Genomic DNA, 19,567 nt, shown 5'->3' on the forward strand with positions numbered 1-19,567 from the left:
GCTAGAAGCTAGAAGCTAGAAGCTAGAAGCTAGAAGCTAGAAGCTAGAAGCTAGAAGCTAGAAAGCGTGGCGCCTTTCACTTCCGGCTTCAAGCTTCCGGCTTCCGGCTTCCAGCTTCCAGCCCCCACCTATTCCGCCTCTTCGATCCAGGCGCCCTGGATGGCTTCCAGGACCTTCTCGCCGCCGCGCGACGGGTCGTCGCTGAATTCCGGCAGGCCGACCACCCAGTTGTGCAGGTCGACGAAGTTGACGTAGCGCGGGTCCACGTCGGGATGGCTATCGGCCAGCTGGATGGCGATTTCCAGCACATCGGTCCATTTCAGGCTCATGTCCGCTCCCTCAATGACCTTCGGAAACCTGGTTGATGGTGTATTTCGGAATCTCCACCACCAGGTCCTCGTCCGCCACCACCGCCTGGCACGACAGGCGCGAATCCGGCTCCAGGCCCCAGGCCTTGTCCAGCATGTCGTCTTCCAACTCGTCGGACGGCTCCATGGAGTTGAAGCCCTCGCGCACGATCACGTGACAGGTGGTGCAGGCGCAGGACATCTCGCAGGCGTGCTCGATATCGATGCCGTTGCGCAGCGCAGCCTTGAGGATGGTCTCGCCCGGCTGGGCCTCGACCACCGCGCCCTCCGGGCAATGCTCGGGGTGGGGCAGAAATACGATCTGCGGCATCTTCGCTTATTCCTCGATTTCGTTGAGCCGGCGACCGGCCAGGGCGGCCTTGACGGAAGCGTCCATCCGTCGCGCGGCGAAGGCGTCGGTCACCTGGGACAGACGCTTGATCTGTTGCTCGATGGCGGCGGTATCGCTACCGGCGGCCAGTTCGCGCAGGGTATCCATGCTGGCCTCGATGGCCAGCCGCTCGTCGGCGTCCAGCAGGCGCTCGCCATCGGCGTCCAGCGCCGAGCGCACGGCTTCGAGCAGGCGCTCGGCCTCCACCTGCTGCTCACGCAGCGCGCGGGCGTTCATGTCGTCGCCGGCGTACTGGAAGGAGTCCTGCAGCATGCGGGCGATCTCGCCGTCGGTCAGGCCGTAGGACGGCTTGACCTGGATGCTCGCCTCGACGCCGGAACTCATCTCGCGGGCGGACACCGCCAGCAGGCCGTCGGCGTCCACCTGGAAGCTGACGCGGATCTTCGCCGCGCCGGCCACCATCGGCGGGATGCCGCGCAACTCGAAGCGCGCCAGGGAGCGGCAGTCCTTGACCAGCTCGCGCTCGCCCTGCAGCACGTGGATCATCATGGCCGTCTGGCCATCCTTGTAGGTGGTGAACTCCTGGGCGCGGGCCACCGGGATGGTGGTGTTGCGCGGGATCACCTTCTCCATCAGCCCGCCCATGGTCTCGAGGCCCAGGGACAGCGGGATGACGTCCAGCAGCAGCAGCTCTTCGCCGCGCTTGTTGCCGGCCAGGGCGTCGGCCTGGATGGCGGCGCCGATGGCCACCACCTGGTCGGGGTCGATGTCCACCAGCGGTTCGCGGCCGAACAGCTCGCCCACCGCCTGGCGCACGCGCGGCACGCGGGTGGAGCCGCCGACCATGACCACCGCGCCGATGTCTTCCAGCTCGATGCCGGAATCGCGCACGGCGCGACGGCAGGCCTTGAGGCTGCGGGCGACGAAGGGTTCGATCAGGGCGTCCAGCTGGCTGCGGTCCAGCCTGCCGCGCCAGTCGCCATAGGCGACCTCGACGCTTTCGTTGAGGGTCAGGGCTTCCTTCGCCGCGCAGGCGGCCTGCAGCAGTTGGCGCTGGCTGCCCGGGTCGAGGTCGTCGGAAACGCCGGCCTGCTGGATGATCCAGCCGGCGATGGCATGGTCGAAGTCGTCGCCGCCCAGGGCGCTGTCGCCACCGGTGGCCAGGACCTCGAAGACGCCGCGGGTCAGGCGCAGGATGGAAATGTCGAAGGTGCCGCCGCCCAGGTCATAGATGGCCACCACGCCCTCGGCGTTCTTGTCCAGGCCGTAGGCGACCGCCGCGGCGGTGGGCTCGTTGAGCAGGCGCAGCACGTGCAGGCCGGCCAGGCGCGCGGCGTCCTTGGTGGCCTGGCGCTGGGCGTCGTCGAAATACGCCGGCACCGTGATCACCGCGCCGACCAGTTCACCACCCAGGGTGGCTTCGGCGCGCTGGCGCAGGCTGCGGAGGATTTCCGCGGAGACCTCGACCGGGCTCTTCGGGCCCTGCACGGTCTCGATGAAGGGCATGTGCGACTCGCCCTGGGTGAAGCGGTAGGGCAACTGGCCACCGAGCTGCTTCACATCCTCCAGGCCGCGGCCCATCAGGCGCTTGACCGAGATGATGGAGTTCAGCGGGTCGGCGGAGGCGCCGCGCCTGACCGACTCGCCGACCTCGACGCGGTCGGCCAGGTAGCGCACCGCCGAGGGCAGGATCAGGCGCCCCTCGGCATCGGCCAGGGGTGCGGCGACGCCGCTGCGCACGGCGGCGACCAGGGAATTGGTGGTGCCCAGGTCGATGCCCACGGCCAGCCGGCGCTGGTGCGGCTGAGGGGTTTGTCCGGGCTCGGCGATCTGCAATAGGACCATGCGGCTTCTAATCAGGCGTAACGGGCGCGGCACGGGCCGCGCGGATTAATCGTCGAGTCGCTCTTCGAGCTGGCGCACTTCCTGCGCCAGCTTGTCGAGAAACTGCATGCGGCGCACCAGGCGCTCGGCTTGCTCGCGGCGCGCGGCGTCGTCCCAGCAATCGGCGAAGCTGTCCTCCAGCTGCTGCTGGGCGGCCTTCAGGCGGCGCTTGAAGGCGGCTACTCCATCCAGGTCGGCGCTGTCCTGCAGGTCTTCCAGCTCCTCGCGCAACTGCATCTGCTGCAGGAGGAACTCCGGGTCCTGCACCGTCGCTTCCAGCGGCAGCGCCTGGCCACGCAGGGACAGCAGGTACAGCGCCCGGCGCGGCGCGCTCTTCAGCGTCTGGTAGGCGTCGTTCAGCTCGGCGGCGCGTTCCAGCGCCACGCGCTGCTCGCGCTCGGAAGCATCGGCGAAACGGTCCGGGTGGACACTGCGGACCAGCTCACGGTAACGCTGGCCAAGGGCATCCAGATCGAGGCGGAAAGCCGGCTGCAGGTCGAAGAGCGCGAAGTGGCAAGGACTACCCACGCCGGCCTCAGACGTTGAAGCTTTCGCCGCAGCCACACTCGCCACGAACGTTCGGGTTGTTGAACTTGAAGCCCTCGTTGAGGCCTTCCTTGGTGAAGTCCAACTCGGTGCCGTCGAGGTAGACCAGGCTCTTCGGGTCGATGATGACCTTCACGCCGTGGCTCTCGTAGACCAGGTCCTCGGGCGCCAGCTCATCGACGAACTCGAGCACGTAGGCCAGCCCGGAACACCCGGTGGTGCGCACGCCAAGACGAATGCCCTCGCCCTTGCCGCGCCCCTCGAGGGAGCGCTGGACATGCTTGGCGGCGGCTTCGGTCATGCTGATGGCCATGGGAACTCCTTACTCAACTGAGCGGTTAGAGCAGACCCTTCTTCTGCTTGTAGTCGCGCACGGCCGCCTTGATGGCGTCCTCGGCGAGCACCGAGCAGTGGATCTTCACCGGCGGCAGGGCCAGTTCTTCGGCGATGGTGGTGTTCTTGATGGATTCGGCCTCGTCCAGGGTCTTGCCCTTCATCCACTCGGTGGCGAGGGAGCTGGAGGCGATGGCCGAACCGCAGCCGTAGGTCTTGAACTTGGCGTCTTCGATCACGCCCTGCTCGTTGACCTTGATCTGCAGGCGCATCACGTCGCCGCAGGCCGGCGCGCCGACCATGCCGGTGCCGACATCGGGATCCTCGGCGTCGAGCTTGCCGACGTTGCGCGGGTTTTCGTAGTGGTCGATGACCTTGTCACTGTATGCCATGGCTAATCCTCACTCTCTATGGGGCGGGTCAGTGGGCCTGCCATTCGACCTTGGACAGGTCGACGCCCTCTTTGAACATGTCCCACAGCGGCGAGAGCTCGCGCAGCTTGGAAACGGCTTGCCCCACGATACCGGCGGCGTAATCGACCTCTTCCTCGGTGGTGAAGCGGCCGAAGGTGAAACGGATGGAACTGTGCGCCAGCTCGTCGTTGCGGCCCAGGGCGCGCAGCACGTAGGACGGCTCCAGGGAGGCGGAGGTGCAGGCCGAACCGGAAGAGACCGCGAGGTCCTTCAGGGCCATGATCAGCGACTCGCCTTCCACGTAGTTGAAGCTCAGGTTCAGGTTGTGCGGCACGCGCTGGGTCAGACTGCCGTTGACGTAGAGCTCTTCCAGGCCTTCGAGCTTGGCGAAGAAGCGGTCACGCAGGGCGCGGATGCGCTCGTTCTCGGCGTGCATCTCTTCCTTGGCGATGCGGAAGGCCTCGCCCATGCCGACGATCTGGTGGGTGGCCAGGGTGCCCGAGCGCATGCCGCGCTCGTGGCCGCCGCCGTGCATCTGGGCTTCCAGGCGCACGCGCGGCTTGCGGCGCACGTACAGGGCGCCGATGCCCTTGGGACCGTAGGTCTTGTGGGCGGAGAAGGACATCAGGTCGACCTTGAGCTTGTCCAGGTCGATGTCGACCTTGCCGGTGGACTGCGCGGCGTCGACGTGGAACAGGATGCCGCGCGAGCGGGTCAGCTCGCCGATGGCGGCGATGTCGTTGATGGTGCCGATCTCGTTGTTCACGTGCATGATCGAGACCAGGATGGTGTCGTCACGCAGCGCCGCTTCGACCATGGCCGGGGTGATCAGGCCTTCCTCGGTGGGGTCGAGGTAGGTCACTTCGAAGCCTTCGCGCTCCAGCTGGCGGGTGGTGTCCAGCACCGCCTTGTGCTCGATCTTCGAGGTGACAATGTGCTTGCCCTTGCTGCCGTAGAAGTGCGCCACGCCCTTGATGGCGAGGTTGTCGGACTCGGTCGCGCCGGAGGTCCAGACGATCTCGCGGGGGTCGGCATTGACCAGCTCGGCGACCTGGCGGCGGGCGTTCTCCACGGCTTCCTCGGCCTTCCAGCCGAACACGTGGGAGCGCGAGGCGGGGTTGCCGAAGTTGCCGTCCACCAGCAGGCAGTCAGCCATCTTCTGAGCGACGCGCGGATCCACCGGGGTGGTGGCGGAGTAGTCGAGGTAGATCGGCAATTTCATCAGGTAACTCCTACAGGCTGGCGCGCGCTCAATCGATGGCGGACGCTTCAATCTTATCGAGGCTCGGCCGTTTGCCGGTGCCTCCGCAACGACGCTCATCCTGCCGCTGCGCGACTTCCTGGACTTCACGGCGCTCGACCAGGTCGGCGAGGCTGATACCGCTGAGGAATTCGTGGATCTGCTGGCTGAGGTCGCACCAAAGGTGGTGGGTCAGGCAGGTGTCGCCGGAGTGGCAATCCCCCTGCCCTTGGCAGCGCGTGGCGTCGACCGATTCGTTGACCGCATCGATCACCTGGGCGACGTGGATGCCGGCCATGTCGCGGGACAGCTGGTAGCCGCCGCCGGGACCGCGCACGCTGGTCACCAGGTTGCCACGGCGCAACTTGGCGAACAGCTGTTCGAGATAGGACAGGGATATGCCCTGGCGCTCGGAAATGTCCGCCAGGGAAACCGGACCACGCTGGGCATGCAACGCCAGGTCGAGCATGGCGGTTACGGCATAGCGGCCTTTGGTGGTCAGACGCATGGGACATTCCCGAATGGATCACTGGACTGGCGAAAGGATGCCATTTCCGAGTATTTGAGTCAACTATAAGACCTATCAAATTACTCGGGATTAGCCAGCGAAGGGCGGCATAATGTAGCAGGAAATCGTTAGCGACGCATCAATGCGCCGCCTTGCCCTCTTCATCCTTGACGCCGGCGAAGTCCTCTTCACGCAGCTCTGGCAGTTTTTTCGCACAGTAGTCGCTACCCAGGGCCGTCAGCGCCTGGCACATGCCCTCCAGCCGGCCGTCGACCGCCTGCAGGTGGTCGAGCAGCTGACCGATGGCGCGGGCCACCGGGTCGGGCATGTCCTGGCTGACGCCGTAGGCGTCGAAGCCGAGCTTCTCGGCCATGGCCTGGCGCTTGGCCTGCTGCTCGGCATCGTCCTTCATGATGATGCGCCCGGGAATGCCGACTACGGTGGCGCCCGGCGGCACTTCCTTGGTGACCACGGCGTTGGAGCCCACTTTCGCCCCGGCGCCGACGGTGAACGGGCCGAGCACCTTGGCGCCGGCGCCGACCACCACGCCGTCGGCCAGGGTCGGGTGGCGCTTGCCCTTGTTCCAGCTGGTGCCGCCGAGGGTCACGCCCTGGTAGAGGGTGACGTCGTCACCGATCTCGGCGGTCTCGCCGATGACGATGCCCATGCCGTGGTCGATGAAGAAGCGCCGGCCGATCCTGGCGCCCGGGTGTATCTCGATGCCGGTCATCCAGCGGCCGAAGTTGGACACCAGGCGCGCCAGCCACTTCCAGCCGGAGGTCCACAGCAGGTGCGCCAGGCGGTGCAGCCACACGGCGTGCAGGCCGGGGTAGCAGGTGAGTACCTCGAAGGCATTGCGCGCTGCCGGGTCGCGATGGAATACGCTCTGGATATCTTCGCGCACACGCTCAAACATCATCTTCACTCCGCTTGCAGGCCGCGCCCTGCGCGGCCTTCTGTGTTTCGGTGAGGATACCCCGGAGGATATTCATCTCCAGCTTGCTGACCCCGGCGCGGCCGTACAGGCGGCGCAGGCGCGACATCAGGTGCCGCGGCTTCTGCGGGTCGAGAAAGCCGATGTCGACCAGGGTGGACTCCAGGTGCGAATAGAAGCGCTCCAGCTCGTCGGCGGTCACCGGCAGGCTGTTGAGCATGGCGGTGGTCTCCAGCTTCTCCTGCTTGGTCGGCTGGCCTTCGGCGGCCAGCCAGGCCATGCGCACCTCGTAGGCGAGCACCTGGACCGCCGTCGCCAGGTTCAGCGAGCTGAACTCGGGGTTGGCGGGAATGTGCACGTGGAACTGACATCGCTGCAATTCTTCGTTGGTCAAACCCGCGTACTCGCGGCCGAACACTAGGGCCACCTCGCCGCCCTGCTGGGCGTGCTGCAGGCTGGTGGTCGCGCACTCGCGGGGGTCGAGCAGCGGCCAGGGGATGCGCCGGTCACGGGCGCTGGTGCCGAGCACCAGGCTGCAGCCCACCAGGGCGTCCTCCAGGGTCGGCACCACCTGGGCGGCGTCGAGGATGTCGGTCGCCCCGGAGGCGCGGGCCACCGCCTCGCCGCTGGGGAAGTCCATGGGGTCGACCAGCACCAGGCGCGACAGGCCCATGTTCTTCATGGCCCGGGCGGTACCGCCGATATTGCCGGGATGACTGGTGTTCACCAGCACCACGCGAATTCTGTCGAGCAACCGAAGCTCTCCACACAAGCAGATACGAAAAGGAACGGAATCCTACCGCAGCGCTCGGTCTTGCGCCACGCAAGCGACAGGCCGCCCTATGAGCGCCACGGTTTTCTGGTACAATGTTCGGCTTTCTTTAACATCATCCAGGTGACCTCTCCATGCAGCCCATGCTGAACATCGCCCTGCGCGCGGCCCGCAGCGCCGGTGAACTGATCTTCCGCTCCATCGAACGCCTGGACACCCTCTCGGTCAACGAAAAAGACGCCAAGGACTACGTCACCGAAGTCGATCGCGCCGCCGAACTCAGCATCGTCACCGCCCTGCGCAAGGCCTACCCGAACCACGGCATCATGGGCGAGGAAGGCGGCTACCTCGAGGGCAGCGGCGAAGGCGCCGACTACCTGTGGATCATCGACCCGCTGGACGGCACCACCAACTTCATCCACGGCGTCCCGCACTTCGCCGTCAGCATCGCCTGCAAGTACAAGGGCCGCCTGGAGCACGCCGTGGTCCTCGACCCGGTGCGCCAGGAAGAGTTCACCGCCAGCCGCGGCCGCGGCGCCGCGCTGAACGGCCGCCGCCTGCGGGTGAGCAACCGCAAGAGCCTGGAAGGCGCCCTGCTGGGCACCGGCTTCCCGTTCCGCGACAGCCAGCTGGACCACCTGGACGCCTACCTGGGCATGTTCCGCAGCCTGGTCGGCCAGACCGCCGGCATCCGCCGCGCCGGCGCCGCCAGCCTGGACCTGGCCTACGTCGCGGCCGGCCGCTTCGACGCCTTCTGGGAATTCGGCCTGTCCGAGTGGGACATGGCGGCGGGCGCCCTGCTGGTACAGGAAGCCGGCGGCCTGGTGAGCGACTTCACCGGCAGCCACGAATTCCTCGAGAAGGGCCATATCGTGGCCGGCAACACCAAGTGCTTCAAGGCGCTGCTGACCAGCATCCAGCCGCACCTGCCGCCGTCGTTCAAGCGCTGAGCATCAGCCAAATGAAAGAGCCCGGCCATGTGCCGGGCTTTTTTGTTCGGCAAGCTCAACCCATCCTACGAAAGCACCCCGGCACAGCCCCCCTGTAGGAGCGGACCTTGTCCGCGATAGCCGGAGGTATCGGCGCGATTCGCGGATAAGATCCGCTACGCCGCCCCACCCACGCCATTCCCATGTAGGAGCGCGCCCTGCGCGCGAAATCGCGGGCAGGGCCCGCTCCTACAGGTTACCGGGAAGCATGGTATTCCTCCTCTCCCGTAGGAGCGGACGTTGTCCGCGATAGCTGGAGGCATCGGCGCGATTCGCGGATAAGATCCGCTACGCCGCCCTACCCACGCCATTCCCATGTAGGAGCGCGCCCTGCGCGCGAAATCGCGGGCAGGGCCCGCTCCTACAGGTTACCGGGGAGCATGGTATTCCTCCTCTCCCGTAGGAGCGGACCTTGTCCGCGATAGCCGGAGGTATCGGCGCGGATCGCGGATGAGATCCTACGAAGAGCCTCTGCCGGAAACGAAGAAGGCGCCCAGCGGGGCGCCTTCTCGTGCTTCGATGCTTACTGCTGGCTGAGGATCAGCCGGCCGCTCTTGTCCACCGGGATCTGGCTGCCCGGGTCGCGGTCCATGCGCACCTGGCCGGCCTTGCCGTCGAGCATGTACTTGACGTCGTAGCCCACCACTTTCTCGCTGGTGTCGTTCACGGTGCTGCAGCGGGTTTCGGTGGTGGTGTAGGTGTCACGCTCCTGCATGCCTTCCTGCACCTTGTTGCCGGCGTAGCCACCGCCGACCGCACCGGCCACGGTGGCGATCTTCTTGCCATTGCCGCCGCCGATCTGGTTGCCCAGCAGGCCGCCGGCGATGGCGCCGATGGCGGTACCGACGATCTGGTGCTGGTCCTTGACCGGGCGCTGGTGGGTGACCGCCACGTCCTTGCAGACCTGGCGCGGCGTCTTGATGGTCTCCTTGACCGGCTGGACGGCGACCACCTCGGCATACTCGGGGCCGCGGTCCACCAGGCTGTACGTGGCCACCGCTCCACCTGCCGTAACGCCGACTGCGCCCAACACGGTACCGATGAGCAACGACTTGTTCACATAGACCTCCTGGCTTTCCTTTCATATGGGCACTTGCCCTTGTCCTTGCCTTGGAGCAGGGAATCCTTAGGAAAGTTCCGACATTCCTTCGCGATGCGCCATTGCATGCCGACACACGGCCGGATCGCGCACAAAGAAAAACTCCCGCCGGAGCGGGAGTTTCGAGGAGCGGCGGGACAGCCTCAGGGGCGGTCGTCGACTTCCTTGGCCTGCGGCGGGATCAGGTCCTCGGCCGAGAGCTTCAGCCAGATCAGCACCACGTCGGCGATGTAGATCGACGAGTAGGTGCCGGCCAGCACGCCGACGAACAGCGCGATGGAGAAGCCGAACAGGTTGTCGCCGGCGAAGAACAGCAGCGCGGCGATGGCCAGCAGGGTGGAGATCGAGGTGGCCAGTGTCCGCAGCAGGGTCTGGCTGGTCGAGATGTTGATGTTCTCGATCAGGCTGGCCTTGCGCAGCACGCGGAAGTTCTCGCGCACCCGGTCGAAGATCACGATGGTGTCGTTCAGCGAGTAGCCCACCACCGCCAGCACCGCGGCGAGCACGGTGAGGTCGAAGGTGATCTGGAAGAACGACAGCACGCCCATCACGATGATGGCGTCGTGGATCAGCGAGAGAATGGCGCCCACGGCGAACTTCCACTGGAAGCGGAAGCCGACGTAGATGAGGATGCCGCCCAGGGCCAGGAGCATGCCCAGGCCGCCCTGGTCGCGCAGTTCCTCGCCGACCTGCGGGCCGACGTATTCCACGCGCTTGAGGCTGGCCGGGTTCTGGGTATCGGCCTGCTGCAGCGCCGCGGCGACCTTCTTGCCCAGCTCCGGGTCTTCGCTGGGCATGCGCACCAGCACGTCCCTGGTGTCGCCGAAGCTCTGCACCACGGCCTCGGCGTAGCCGGCCTTGACCAGCTCGTCGCGGACCTTGCCCAGGTCGGCCGGCTGCTGGTAGTTCAGCTCGATGAGGGTGCCACCGGTGAAGTCCAGGCCGAAGTTGATGCCCTTGGTGATCCAGCTGCCGAGGGCGATCAGGGTGAGGACCAGGGTGGCGGCGAACGCGATGTTGCGCACGCCCATGAAGTTGATGGTACCGATCTTGATATTCATCTCATGATCCCCCTTAGATCCACAGCTTCTTGAAGTCACGCCCGCCGAAGATCAGGTTGACCATTGCGCGGGTGACCATGATGGCCGTGAACATCGAGGTGAGAATGCCCAGCGACATGGTCACGGCGAAGCCCTTCACCGGGCCGGTGCCCATGGCGTAGAGGATGCCGCCGACCAGCAGCGAGGTCAGGTTGGCGTCGACGATGGCGGTGAAGGCGCGGTTGAAGCCTTCGTGGATGGCGCGCTGCACCGACATGCCGCCGGCCAGTTCCTCGCGTATCCGCGAGAAGATCAGCACGTTGGCGTCCACCGCCATGCCCATGGTCAGCACGATACCGGCGATGCCCGGCAGCGTCAGGGTCGCGCCGAGGATCGACATCAGCGCCACCAGCAGGACCATGTTGAAGGCCAGGGCGACGGTGGCGATCACGCCGAAGAAGCGGTAGATGACGATGATGAACAGCGATACGAACACCATGCCCCACAGCGAGGCGTCGATGCCCTTGGCGATGTTGTCCGCACCCAGGCTCGGGCCGATGGTGCGTTCCTCGGCGAAGTACATCGGCGCGGCCAGGCCGCCGGCGCGCAGCAGCAGGGCCAGTTCCGAGGACTCGCCCGGGCCGTCGAGGCCGGTGATGCGGAACTGGTTGCCCAGGGCCGACTGGATGGTCGCCAGGCTGATGATCTTCTTCTCTTCCTTGAAGGCCGGGACGGCGACTTCCTGCTCGACGCCGTCGACCACCTGCTTGGCATAGCGGGTGATCGGCTTCTGCTCGATGAACACCACGGCCATGCTGCGGCCGACGTTGTTGCGGGTGGCGCGGTTCATCAGCTCGCCGCCGTGGCCGTCGAGGCGGATGTTCACCTGCGGGCGGCCGTTCTCGTCGAAGCTGGCGCTGGCGTCGGTGACCTGGTCGCCGGTGATGATCACGCTGCGTTCCAGGGCCACCGGCGGGCGGCGCGGCTCGCGGAATTCGAAGGTCTCGGTGGCCGACTTGATGGCGTCGGGCTCGGCGGCCAGGCGGAACTCCAGGTTGGCGGTCTTGCCGAGGATGCGCTTGGCTTCGGCGGTGTCCTGCACGCCCGGCAGCTCGACCACGATGCGGTTGGCGCCCTGGCGCTGCACCAGCGGCTCGGACACGCCCAGCTCGTTGACGCGGTTGCGCACGGTGGTGAGGTTCTGCTTGATCGAGTATTCGCGGATTTCGGCGAGCTTGGCCGCGGTCATGGCCAGGCGCAGCACCTGCATGCCGTTGCGCGCATCCTGGGTCACCTCGAAGTCGCGATAGTCCTTGGCGATCAGCGCCTTGGCCTTGTCCAGCGATTCGTCGTCGGTGAAGCCCAGTTGGATGGCGCGGTCCAGCACCGGCAGGCTGCGGTAGCGCAGGCGCTCCTTGCGCAGGGCGCTCTTGATCTCGCTCTCGTAGACGTTCAGGCGGGCGTCGACGGCCTTGTCCATGTCCACTTCGAGGAGGAAGTGCACGCCGCCGGAAAGGTCGAGGCCCAGCTTCATCGGGTGGGCGGCGATGTTGCGCAGCCAGTTCGGGGTGGTCTGCGCCAGGTTCAGGGCGACCACGTAGTCGTCGCCCAGGGCGCGACGCACGATGTCCTTGGCGGGAAGCTGGTCTTCCTGCTTGACCAGGCGGATCAGGCCGCTGTTCTTGCCGAGGCTGCCCGCCTTGACGGCGATGCCCGCGTCGGTCAGCGCCTTGCTGGCCTTGTCGACGTCGGCCTGGGTGATCTGCAGCGCGCTGCTGGCGCCGCTGACCTGCACGGCCGGATCGTCCGGGTAGAGGTTGGGTGCGGAATAGATGAAGCCGACGGCAAGCACCGCCAGGATCAGCAGGTATTTCCACAGGGGATATTTGTTGAGCATTGATACCGCCCGTTATGACGCGGGGCGCTTCATGCGCCCCGTCTATTGGTTTTCTTTGCCTGGAACTCAGATGGCCTTGAGCGTGCCTTTCGGCAGGGTCGCGGCGATGGCGCCCTTCTGGAACTTCAGCTCGACGTTGTCGGCGACCTCGACGACCACGAAGTCCTCGGCGACTTTCAGCACCTTGCCGGCGATACCCGCGGAAGTGACGACTTCGTCACCCTTCTGCAGGCTGGACAGGAGGTTCTTGTGCTCCTTGTTACGCTTGGCCTGCGGACGCCAGATCATCAGGTAGAAGATGACCAGGAAGCCGACCAGGAAGACCCACTCAAAACCAGTGCCCATCGGGCCTGCGGCGGCCGCGGGAGCAGCGGCGTCGGCGTAGGCGGCGGGAATCAGAAAGCTCATCGGATACTCCTGTCTCTATATTCTTTTGGAAAATCGGGATCAATCGCCCAACGGCGGCGTCGGAAGGCCGCGTTTGGCATAGAAGGCGTCGACAAAGGCGGCCAATGTACCCTGTTGGATTGCCTCGCGCAAACCAGCCATAAGCCGCTGATAATGCCGCAAGTTATGGATGGTATTGAGCATGCTGCCGAGCATTTCCCCGCACTTGTCCAGGTGGTAGAGGTAGGCGCGGGAGAAGTGCTTGCAGGTGTAGCAATCGCAGGTCGAGTCCAGCGGCGACTCGTCGTGCTTGTGCACGGCGTTGCGGATCTTGATCACCCCGGTATCGACGAACAGATGGCCGTTGCGCGCGTTGCGCGTGGGCATCACGCAGTCGAACATGTCGACGCCGCGGCGCACACCTTCCACGAGGTCCTCGGGTTTGCCCACCCCCATCAGGTAACGGGGTTTGTCGGCCGGCATGCGCGGCGGCAGGAAGTCCAACACGCGGATCATCTCTTCCTTGGGCTCGCCCACCGACAGGCCGCCGATGGCCAGGCCGTCGAAGCCGATCTCCTGCAGGCCTTCCAGCGAGCGCATGCGCAGTTCCTCGTGCATGCCGCCCTGGACGATGCCGAACAGCGCCGAGGGGCTGTCGCCATGGGCGATCTTCGAGCGCTTGGCCCAGCGCAGCGACAGCTCCATGGAGCGCTTGGCCACGTCGAACTCGGCCGGGTACGGGGTGCACTCGTCGAAGATCATCACGATGTCCGAGCCCAGCGCGCGCTGCACCGCCATGGACTCCTCGGGGCCCATGAAGACCTTGGCGCCGTCCACCGGCGAGGCGAAGTACACGCCCTCTTCCTTGATCTTGCGCAGCGCGCCCAGGCTGAACACCTGGAAGCCGCCGGAATCGGTGAGGATCGGCCCCTGCCACTGCATGAAGTCGTGCAGGTCGCCATGCTTGCGGATCACCTCGGTGCCCGGGCGCAGCCACAGGTGGAAGGTGTTGCCGAGGATGATCTGCGCACCGATGCCCTCGATGTCGCGCGGCAACATGCCCTTGACCGTGCCGTAGGTGCCCACCGGCATGAACGCCGGGGTCTCGACCACTCCGCGGGGGAAGCTCAGGCGGCCGCGCCGGGCCTTGCCGTCGGTGGCTAGCAGTTCGAACTTCATGAAACTCATGGATCAGTCCTCGGGCCCGCGCGGCGCGGGGTTGCGGGTGATGAACATGGCATCGCCGTAGCTGAAGAAACGGTATTCGTGTTCCACCGCCGCGGCATAGGCGGCCATGGTCTCCGGGTAGCCGGCGAAGGCCGAGACCAGCATCAGCAAGGTCGATTCGGGCAGGTGGAAGTTGGTCACCAGGGCATCGACCACATGGAAGGGCCGGCCCGGGTAGAGAAAGATGTCGGTGTCGCCGCTGAAGGGCTTGAGCTGGCCGTCGCGGGCCGCGCTCTCCAGCGAACGCACGCTGGTGGTGCCGACGGCGATCACCCGGCCGCCACGGGCGCGGCAGGCGGCCACGGCGTCGACCACGTCCTGGCCGACCTCCAGCCACTCGCTGTGCATGTGGTGGTCTTCGATCTTCTCCACGCGCACCGGCTGGAAGGTGCCGGCGCCGACGTGCAGGGTGACGAAGGCGGTGTCCACGCCCTTCTCGCGAATGGCCGCCAGCAGCCCTTCATCGAAGTGCAGCCCGGCGGTGGGCGCGGCCACGGCGCCGGCGCGCTCGGCGTAGACGGTCTGGTAGCGCTCGCGGTCGGCGGCCTCGTCGGGCCTGTCTATATAGGGCGGCAGCGGCATGTGCCCGACGCGCTCCAGCAGCGGCAGCACGTCTTCGGCGAAGCCCAGCTCGAACAGCGCGTCGTGGCGCTGCAGCATCTGCGCCTCGGCGCCGCCGTCGATGAGGATCTTCGAACCCGGCTTGGGCGACTTGCTCGAACGCACGTGGGCCAGCACGCGGCGGCTGTCCAGCACGCGCTCGACGAGGATCTCCAGCTTGCCGCCGGACTCTTTCTGGCCGAACAGCCGCGCCGGGATCACCCGGGTGTTGTTGAATACCATCAGGTCGCCCGGCCGCAGGTATTCCAGCAGGTCGGCGAAGTGACGGTGGCTGAGGGCGCCGCTCGGCCCGTCCAGCACCAGCAGGCGACTGGCGCGACGTTCGGCGAGCGGATGGCGGGCGATCAGGGCCTCGGGCAGATCGAAATGGAAGTCGGCGACGCGCATGGGGTATATCTCGAAGGGCCGGATATATTACTGGAATTGCGATGGCATCGCCACGCGGGTGGATTGACCGGTACCGAGGGCCTCCCTATACTGCCGCGCCATTGCCTCGGTGGCGGAATGGTAGACGCGGCGGATTCAAAATCCGTTTCTGGCGACAGAGTGAGAGTTCGAGTCTCTCCCGGGGCACCACACGATATTCTCGGGACTTCCCAGCAAGCCCCGAAACCCACGAAGAACCGGCCCTCTGGCCGGTTTTTTGTTGCCCAAAATTCCCGTACCCTGTCAGGGAAGCCTCACTTTTTAGGGGCATGCTTAGGGGCAAAGCGAGTTCGATCTTGCTTCATGCCCCTACGAGGGTAGGGATATGCCGCGCAAGACCGCACCGCTTACAGACTCCGCACTGAAGGTGGCGAAGCCCAAGGACCGGCCGTACAAGCTCAGCGACGGCGAGGGGCTTTACCTTGAAGTCATGCCCAGTGGCTCCAAGCTGTGGCGCATGAAATTCCGCTTCAACGGCAAGGAAAACCGCCTCTCGTTAGGGGCATATCCGACCGTGCCCCTACAGCAGGCGCGCAAACGGCGAGAAGAAGCACGCCAGCTACTGGCCCAGGGCAAAGACCCCGCTGCCGAACGCGATGCAGCCCGTCAGGTTCAGCAAATCGATGGTTTGACGTTCGAAGCCGTCGCTCGGGAGTGGCACGCATACCGCAAACCACGCTGGGCTATCTCAACTGCGGAAAAGACTCTTGCGTACCTAGAGTCCGATCTGATTCCAGCTCTGGGCAAACTTCCCATCAAGGCAATCACCCGACCAGACCTCGTGGCGCTGGTGCGGAACATCGAGGCGCGGGGCGCATTCAACGTCGCGAAGAAGTCACGTCAGTGGCTGAGCCAGATCTTCCGCTACGGGCTGGCCAAGGGGGTGATCGAGCTGAACCCTGCCACGGACCTGGACGTGGTTGCTGCTCATGCCCCTACGCTCAGGCATCACCCCCACGTTTCGTTCCAGGAGCTGCCCCAGCTACTGCAGCGAATCGATGAGGCACGTATAAACGTTCTGACCAAGCACGCAATCCACTTGCTGGTGCTCACTGCAGTTCGACCAGGTGAACTCCGCATGGCGCCCTGGAGTGAGTTCGACCTGAAGAAGGCGACCTGGACGATTCCGAAGGAACGCATGAAGGCTCGCCGCCCCCACATCGTTCCCCTCCCCCGCCAGGCCGTCGCCATCCTCAGGGAGTTGCACGAGGTCACGGGTGAATATGAGTTGGTCTTCGCCGGGCGGAACAATACTAAGCGCCCGATGAGCGAGAACACCATTAATAAGGCGCTGAGCGAGGCCGGGTACAAGGATCGGCAAACCGGCCACGGTTTCCGCCATCTGCTCAGCACCGAGCTGAATGGCCGCGGCTACAACCGGGACTGGATCGAGAAGCAGCTGGCGCACGGTGACAAGGACGAGATGCGGGACACCTACAACCACGCAACCTACCTCGAGCAACGACGCGAGATGATGCAGGCCTGGGCAGACGCGATAGACCTTTCCTTCGAGAAGCAGCACCCTGCTATGGAAAGCGCTCTCCACAACACCAACAGATGATGGTGCCAAATGACAAAAGATAGAGACGTCGCCCAAGAATACGAACTGTATCAGGAACACTCCTACGAAAGCCGTCGCTTGGCGGAGCTCCCTGATTTCGGCGTGGGGTTGATCACATTAAAAGCAGCGGGCGAGTTGATTGCCTGTGATCTGTGGGTGGGCGGAAATATTGAAGTCCCCTCTCTTGAGGACTTCGAGGGAAGCTACCTAGACCCAGCGGTTATGACGGCAGTGCAACCGCAAGCGGCGGAGTTCGAGGAGAAGCTGATCAACGCTGTCGAAGCCGGACGTCTTCCTGTTGCGCACATTCGCCGCGATTTGGATGAGCGGATCATTCCAGAGGCGACGCTTGTAGTTTTTCAGGAGCTTGATAACTGGCTTCTCGAACGTAGCTATGAATCTGGCGAAGCATTCGATGCTTGGATCGATCGCGAGGCAGAAATATCAAACAGTCTTGTGGACGAACTGATTTGGCTGCGGAGCATTAACGCCGATAGAAAACATTCCGGGCAATACGTCAACTCGATCAAACGCCATCCTGATTTAGGTACAGCCTCATCTGACGAAGTGCTTGCAGCGTACAAAGCGCAGACCATCGAGAATGACCGACTCCGCGCCAGGCTCGCCCAAGCGACCAAGCCTACCCCGTTAGAGAAAGTCGCTTCGCCCCGGCACAGAAGAACGTTGCTAACCATCATTGCAGCCCTAGCCAGCGAGTCAGGCATCGATATCACTCGACGCGGCGCTGCTCAGCGAATTGCTCTGCTCACGGAGCAAATCGGAGCCACCATTGATGATGAGACGATTCGCAAAATTCTGAGCGACGTGCCCGATGCATTGGAAAGCCGAAGCAAGCTGTAATCCCTAAATAGGTTTCTCCAAATCCGAATTCGGATTTCTGGCGCCTCACACTGAACATCATTCAGGCCATGTTCCCCACGCCACCCAAGGAGGCGAATACATGGCCAGCACCGCCCACGCAATTTCGACCCAGCCCACTCGCCGGTTTATCAAGCTCGCATCGGTGAAAGCGCTTACGACGCTCTCGACTTCCGAGATCTACCGACGCATCAGCTCCGGCCAATTCCCCCAGCAAATCATGCTCGGTCCCAAGTCCGCGGTATGGATCGAGGGCGAGATCATCCAGTGGTGCGAGGCACGCATCGCGGAGAGCCGTGGGGAGGCCGTCTAAATGCCGACCTTGGAAACCACCACCGCGGCGCAACGCGCCCGTCTTCTGGCACGAGTCCAGGAAGGCCCCATCGACACCTTGAGCGCCCGAACCGAGCTCAACATCCTCCACTCCGACCCCGCCCTCTGGGAGCAACTGCGTTCCCGGCTGGCGCGCTTCGCCTTGGACAACTCTGAGGCGATCGGCAAAGCACGCCCGAAGCCCATCGAAGGGCTGAACGATCGCGCCAACGATGCCTGGGAGCCGCTGCTGGCGATCGCCGATTAAGCTGGCGACCACACTGGCCGAAGTCCGCACGTACCGCAGCAATCGCATTGCATGGCCTGGAGGGCGAAGCGCCTAGCGTGGGTGTGGAGCTGCTGGGTGACGTGAAGGCTGCATTCGACGCCAAGAAAGCCACGAAGCTGTTCAGCGCAGAGTTGCTGGAATACCTCATCGCGGATGAGGAAGCCCCCTGGTCGACGTGGAACAGAGGCAAGCCAATGTCGCCCCGTCATCCCTATGAGCTCCTGTGTCAGAAGGGAGCTCTAGTCAATCAACACAGAAACACCTTGAGCGCTCAATCTGCCCCCTCAAGAGGGTCAGATTGATTTGCGAGCCTGCCGGGGACCCTGGCCTCCCCCCCAGCCCCACGGGGAAGGCGTCGAGCTGCGCGGTAAGGCAGAAATTTTCGAGTTTTCGGATGCTCCACCACAGCTCTCTGCGTGAGTTGCTGAAAGCCACGCCGTATGTGGGCTACAGCGTTCTTCAGACGGTGCGAAGGATGAGCATTTTCAAAAAGTCAATGTGCAGGTCTGAACGCCATTTAAAGTCTCTGCAGGCCATGCGCGACTAGGCGTTCCGAGAATTTCAGGCCCAGGTTCGGTTGTACATTGGCCCAAGCGCAAGAACCACGTGCATGCAGCTTGCTCCAGTCTTACTGGAGTCGGCCGGCGCGACACGGCAGAATGCCATCATCTTGGTTTGTGATCTCGAGCGTCCGCCGAAGGACACCGCACGAAACTCAAATACTCATCCCTGCATTGCAGCCGGGACAGTCTATGGATTGATAAAGGGAATTTCGATGATTGAATTTGACATCAGCAGCGAGTTGCTAGGGAAGCTACAGGAGCAAATCATAGGTCAAGTAATCCCGGTCACCTTCTTACTTGCTGGATGGTTCTTAGCAAGGGCCGCAGATAGCTTCAGAGAAAGTAGAAGAATAAAAAAACTTTGCAAACTAATAGAAAGCGAACTATCTCAATTAAAAGATGAACTCGAATTGCTACTGATCAAACTAGAGCGAGGAATACAGATAGCTTCCCGCCAAGGAATTGAGCCTGCGATTCACTTGCCTATCGAGGCTCACATTTATAACAACTACTACAAAGATGCAGTCCTAGGACTAAATAAGCGAAAAAGAATTTCCATACAACTAATACATACCACCATTAAGCATATAAACGATTCTGCTAGAAAAATGGAGGAAACCATAAGAGAAGTGCATACTGCCAACGACGAGGAGGAATTCCTATCTATTCAGCAACAATGGAAAGAGTCTCAGCTTGCATGTTATTACAATGCCGCCAATGCCATTTGGCATATCAAGCTTCATCTAGGGGAGCCGAATGGTCCGGATTTATCCCCTGGAACTAACATGCATAGAGACTTCCTTAAGTACAATGCAAGTGTTCGGTCCCACATTGAGGATCTAATAGAAAAATCAAAAAACATCTCCCTTGAAAAATTTGAAGAAATATACGATGAAGCTAGCTTTTCCAACGCCTTCGCAAAATAGCAAGAGCATACCCCCCATTGAA

23 protein-coding genes and 1 tRNA gene are annotated in these 19,567 nt (G+C 63.6%); 8 read left to right on the forward strand and 16 right to left on the reverse strand.

The window, feature by feature from the left end; translation table 11 throughout:
- Positions 1–128 precede the first annotated feature (128 nt).
- From iscX to trmJ, 10 genes are all read right to left on the reverse strand, one after another.
- Positions 129–329 carry a Fe-S cluster assembly protein IscX gene (gene iscX / locus FG99_RS25575; protein WP_009616169.1) on the reverse strand — a complete coding sequence of 67 codons (201 nt, stop codon included), beginning with the start codon at positions 327–329 and terminating at the stop codon, positions 129–131.
- 10 nt (positions 330–339) lie between these two features.
- Positions 340–678 carry an ISC system 2Fe-2S type ferredoxin gene (gene fdx / locus FG99_RS25580; RefSeq protein ID WP_009616168.1) on the reverse strand — a complete coding sequence of 113 codons (339 nt, stop codon included), beginning with the start codon at positions 676–678 and terminating at the stop codon, positions 340–342.
- A gap of 6 nt (positions 679–684) precedes the next feature.
- Complete coding sequence (gene hscA / locus FG99_RS25585) at positions 685–2,544, reverse strand: Fe-S protein assembly chaperone HscA (protein WP_043273027.1); 1,860 nt, start codon at positions 2,542–2,544, stop codon at positions 685–687.
- 45 nt (positions 2,545–2,589) lie between these two features.
- Positions 2,590–3,111 (reverse strand): co-chaperone HscB, encoded by a 522-nt coding sequence (gene hscB, locus FG99_RS25590; RefSeq protein WP_043273029.1) that lies wholly within the window; start codon positions 3,109–3,111, stop codon positions 2,590–2,592.
- Between the two features lie 7 nt (positions 3,112–3,118).
- Positions 3,119–3,442, reverse strand: a complete 324-nt coding sequence (gene iscA, locus FG99_RS25595; RefSeq protein ID WP_009616165.1) for an iron-sulfur cluster assembly protein IscA — start codon at positions 3,440–3,442, stop codon at positions 3,119–3,121.
- A 25-nt stretch (positions 3,443–3,467) separates the two neighbouring features.
- Positions 3,468–3,854, reverse strand: coding sequence for a Fe-S cluster assembly scaffold IscU (gene iscU / locus FG99_RS25600; protein WP_009616164.1), 387 nt, complete (start codon positions 3,852–3,854; stop codon positions 3,468–3,470).
- Between the two features lie 28 nt (positions 3,855–3,882).
- Positions 3,883–5,097: an IscS subfamily cysteine desulfurase gene (locus tag FG99_RS25605; protein WP_009616163.1), complete on the reverse strand. Its 1,215-nt coding sequence runs from the start codon at positions 5,095–5,097 to the stop codon at positions 3,883–3,885.
- A 28-nt stretch (positions 5,098–5,125) separates the two neighbouring features.
- The gene (gene iscR / locus FG99_RS25610) at positions 5,126–5,623 is read right to left on the reverse strand and encodes a Fe-S cluster assembly transcriptional regulator IscR (RefSeq protein ID WP_009616162.1); all 498 of its coding nucleotides are present in this window, start codon (positions 5,621–5,623) and stop codon (positions 5,126–5,128) included.
- Positions 5,624–5,762: 139 nt separating this feature from the next.
- Positions 5,763–6,539 (reverse strand): serine O-acetyltransferase, encoded by a 777-nt coding sequence (cysE, locus tag FG99_RS25615; RefSeq protein WP_009616161.1) that lies wholly within the window; start codon positions 6,537–6,539, stop codon positions 5,763–5,765.
- Positions 6,532–7,311, reverse strand: a complete 780-nt coding sequence (gene trmJ, locus FG99_RS25620) for a tRNA (cytosine(32)/uridine(32)-2'-O)-methyltransferase TrmJ (protein ID WP_043273030.1) — start codon at positions 7,309–7,311, stop codon at positions 6,532–6,534. Before trmJ ends, cysE begins: the two co-directional genes overlap by 8 nt.
- A 152-nt stretch (positions 7,312–7,463) precedes the next feature.
- Between trmJ and suhB the strand changes: the two genes are divergently transcribed.
- Positions 7,464–8,279, forward strand: coding sequence for a type III secretion system regulator SuhB (gene suhB / locus FG99_RS25625; RefSeq protein ID WP_009616159.1), 816 nt, complete (start codon positions 7,464–7,466; stop codon positions 8,277–8,279).
- 562 nt (positions 8,280–8,841) lie between these two features.
- Here suhB and FG99_RS25630 read toward each other — a convergent pair.
- The 6 genes from FG99_RS25630 to queA all read right to left on the reverse strand — a co-directional run bounded on the left by FG99_RS25630 (position 8,842) and on the right by queA (position 14,976).
- Complete coding sequence (locus tag FG99_RS25630; protein WP_009616158.1) at positions 8,842–9,378, reverse strand: glycine zipper 2TM domain-containing protein; 537 nt, start codon at positions 9,376–9,378, stop codon at positions 8,842–8,844.
- A gap of 182 nt (positions 9,379–9,560) precedes the next feature.
- Positions 9,561–10,478 (reverse strand): protein translocase subunit SecF, encoded by a 918-nt coding sequence (gene secF / locus FG99_RS25635; protein WP_009616157.1) that lies wholly within the window; start codon positions 10,476–10,478, stop codon positions 9,561–9,563.
- Positions 10,479–10,491: 13 nt separating this feature from the next.
- Positions 10,492–12,354, reverse strand: coding sequence for a protein translocase subunit SecD (gene secD / locus FG99_RS25640; protein ID WP_043273031.1), 1,863 nt, complete (start codon positions 12,352–12,354; stop codon positions 10,492–10,494).
- Positions 12,355–12,420: 66 nt separating this feature from the next.
- Positions 12,421–12,762 (reverse strand): preprotein translocase subunit YajC, encoded by a 342-nt coding sequence (gene yajC / locus FG99_RS25645; protein ID WP_009616155.1) that lies wholly within the window; start codon positions 12,760–12,762, stop codon positions 12,421–12,423.
- 39 nt (positions 12,763–12,801) lie between these two features.
- Positions 12,802–13,920, reverse strand: a complete 1,119-nt coding sequence (gene tgt, locus FG99_RS25650; protein ID WP_141766257.1) for a tRNA guanosine(34) transglycosylase Tgt — start codon at positions 13,918–13,920, stop codon at positions 12,802–12,804.
- 12 nt (positions 13,921–13,932) lie between these two features.
- Positions 13,933–14,976 carry a tRNA preQ1(34) S-adenosylmethionine ribosyltransferase-isomerase QueA gene (queA, locus tag FG99_RS25655; RefSeq protein WP_043273034.1) on the reverse strand — a complete coding sequence of 348 codons (1,044 nt, stop codon included), beginning with the start codon at positions 14,974–14,976 and terminating at the stop codon, positions 13,933–13,935.
- 103 nt (positions 14,977–15,079) lie between these two features.
- Here queA and FG99_RS25660 point away from each other — a divergent pair.
- From FG99_RS25660 to FG99_RS32255, 7 genes are all read left to right on the forward strand, one after another.
- A tRNA-Leu gene (locus FG99_RS25660) sits at positions 15,080–15,165 on the forward strand.
- Between the two features lie 175 nt (positions 15,166–15,340).
- Entirely contained in the window at positions 15,341–16,576 is a 1,236-nt protein-coding gene (locus tag FG99_RS25665; protein WP_051879262.1) for a tyrosine-type recombinase/integrase, read from the forward strand.
- A gap of 9 nt (positions 16,577–16,585) precedes the next feature.
- Positions 16,586–17,437, forward strand: coding sequence for a hypothetical protein (locus tag FG99_RS25670; RefSeq protein ID WP_043273036.1), 852 nt, complete (start codon positions 16,586–16,588; stop codon positions 17,435–17,437).
- A 100-nt stretch (positions 17,438–17,537) separates the two neighbouring features.
- A complete protein-coding gene (locus tag FG99_RS25675; RefSeq protein WP_043273037.1) occupies positions 17,538–17,768 on the forward strand; it encodes a helix-turn-helix transcriptional regulator in 231 nt (76 codons plus the stop codon).
- On the forward strand, positions 17,769–18,035 hold the full coding sequence (locus FG99_RS32965; RefSeq protein WP_043273038.1) for a DUF3631 domain-containing protein: 267 nt from the start codon (positions 17,769–17,771) through the stop codon (positions 18,033–18,035).
- Between the two features lie 47 nt (positions 18,036–18,082).
- Entirely contained in the window at positions 18,083–18,358 is a 276-nt protein-coding gene (locus FG99_RS32970) for a DUF3631 domain-containing protein (protein WP_256204907.1), read from the forward strand.
- 473 nt (positions 18,359–18,831) lie between these two features.
- Positions 18,832–19,545 (forward strand): hypothetical protein, encoded by a 714-nt coding sequence (locus FG99_RS32255; protein WP_156060100.1) that lies wholly within the window; start codon positions 18,832–18,834, stop codon positions 19,543–19,545.
- The last annotated feature ends 22 nt before the right edge of the window (positions 19,546–19,567 follow it).

The organism is Pseudomonas sp. AAC (genome assembly GCF_000725445.1).
GTDB classification, from domain to species: domain Bacteria; phylum Pseudomonadota; class Gammaproteobacteria; order Pseudomonadales; family Pseudomonadaceae; genus Pseudomonas; species Pseudomonas citronellolis.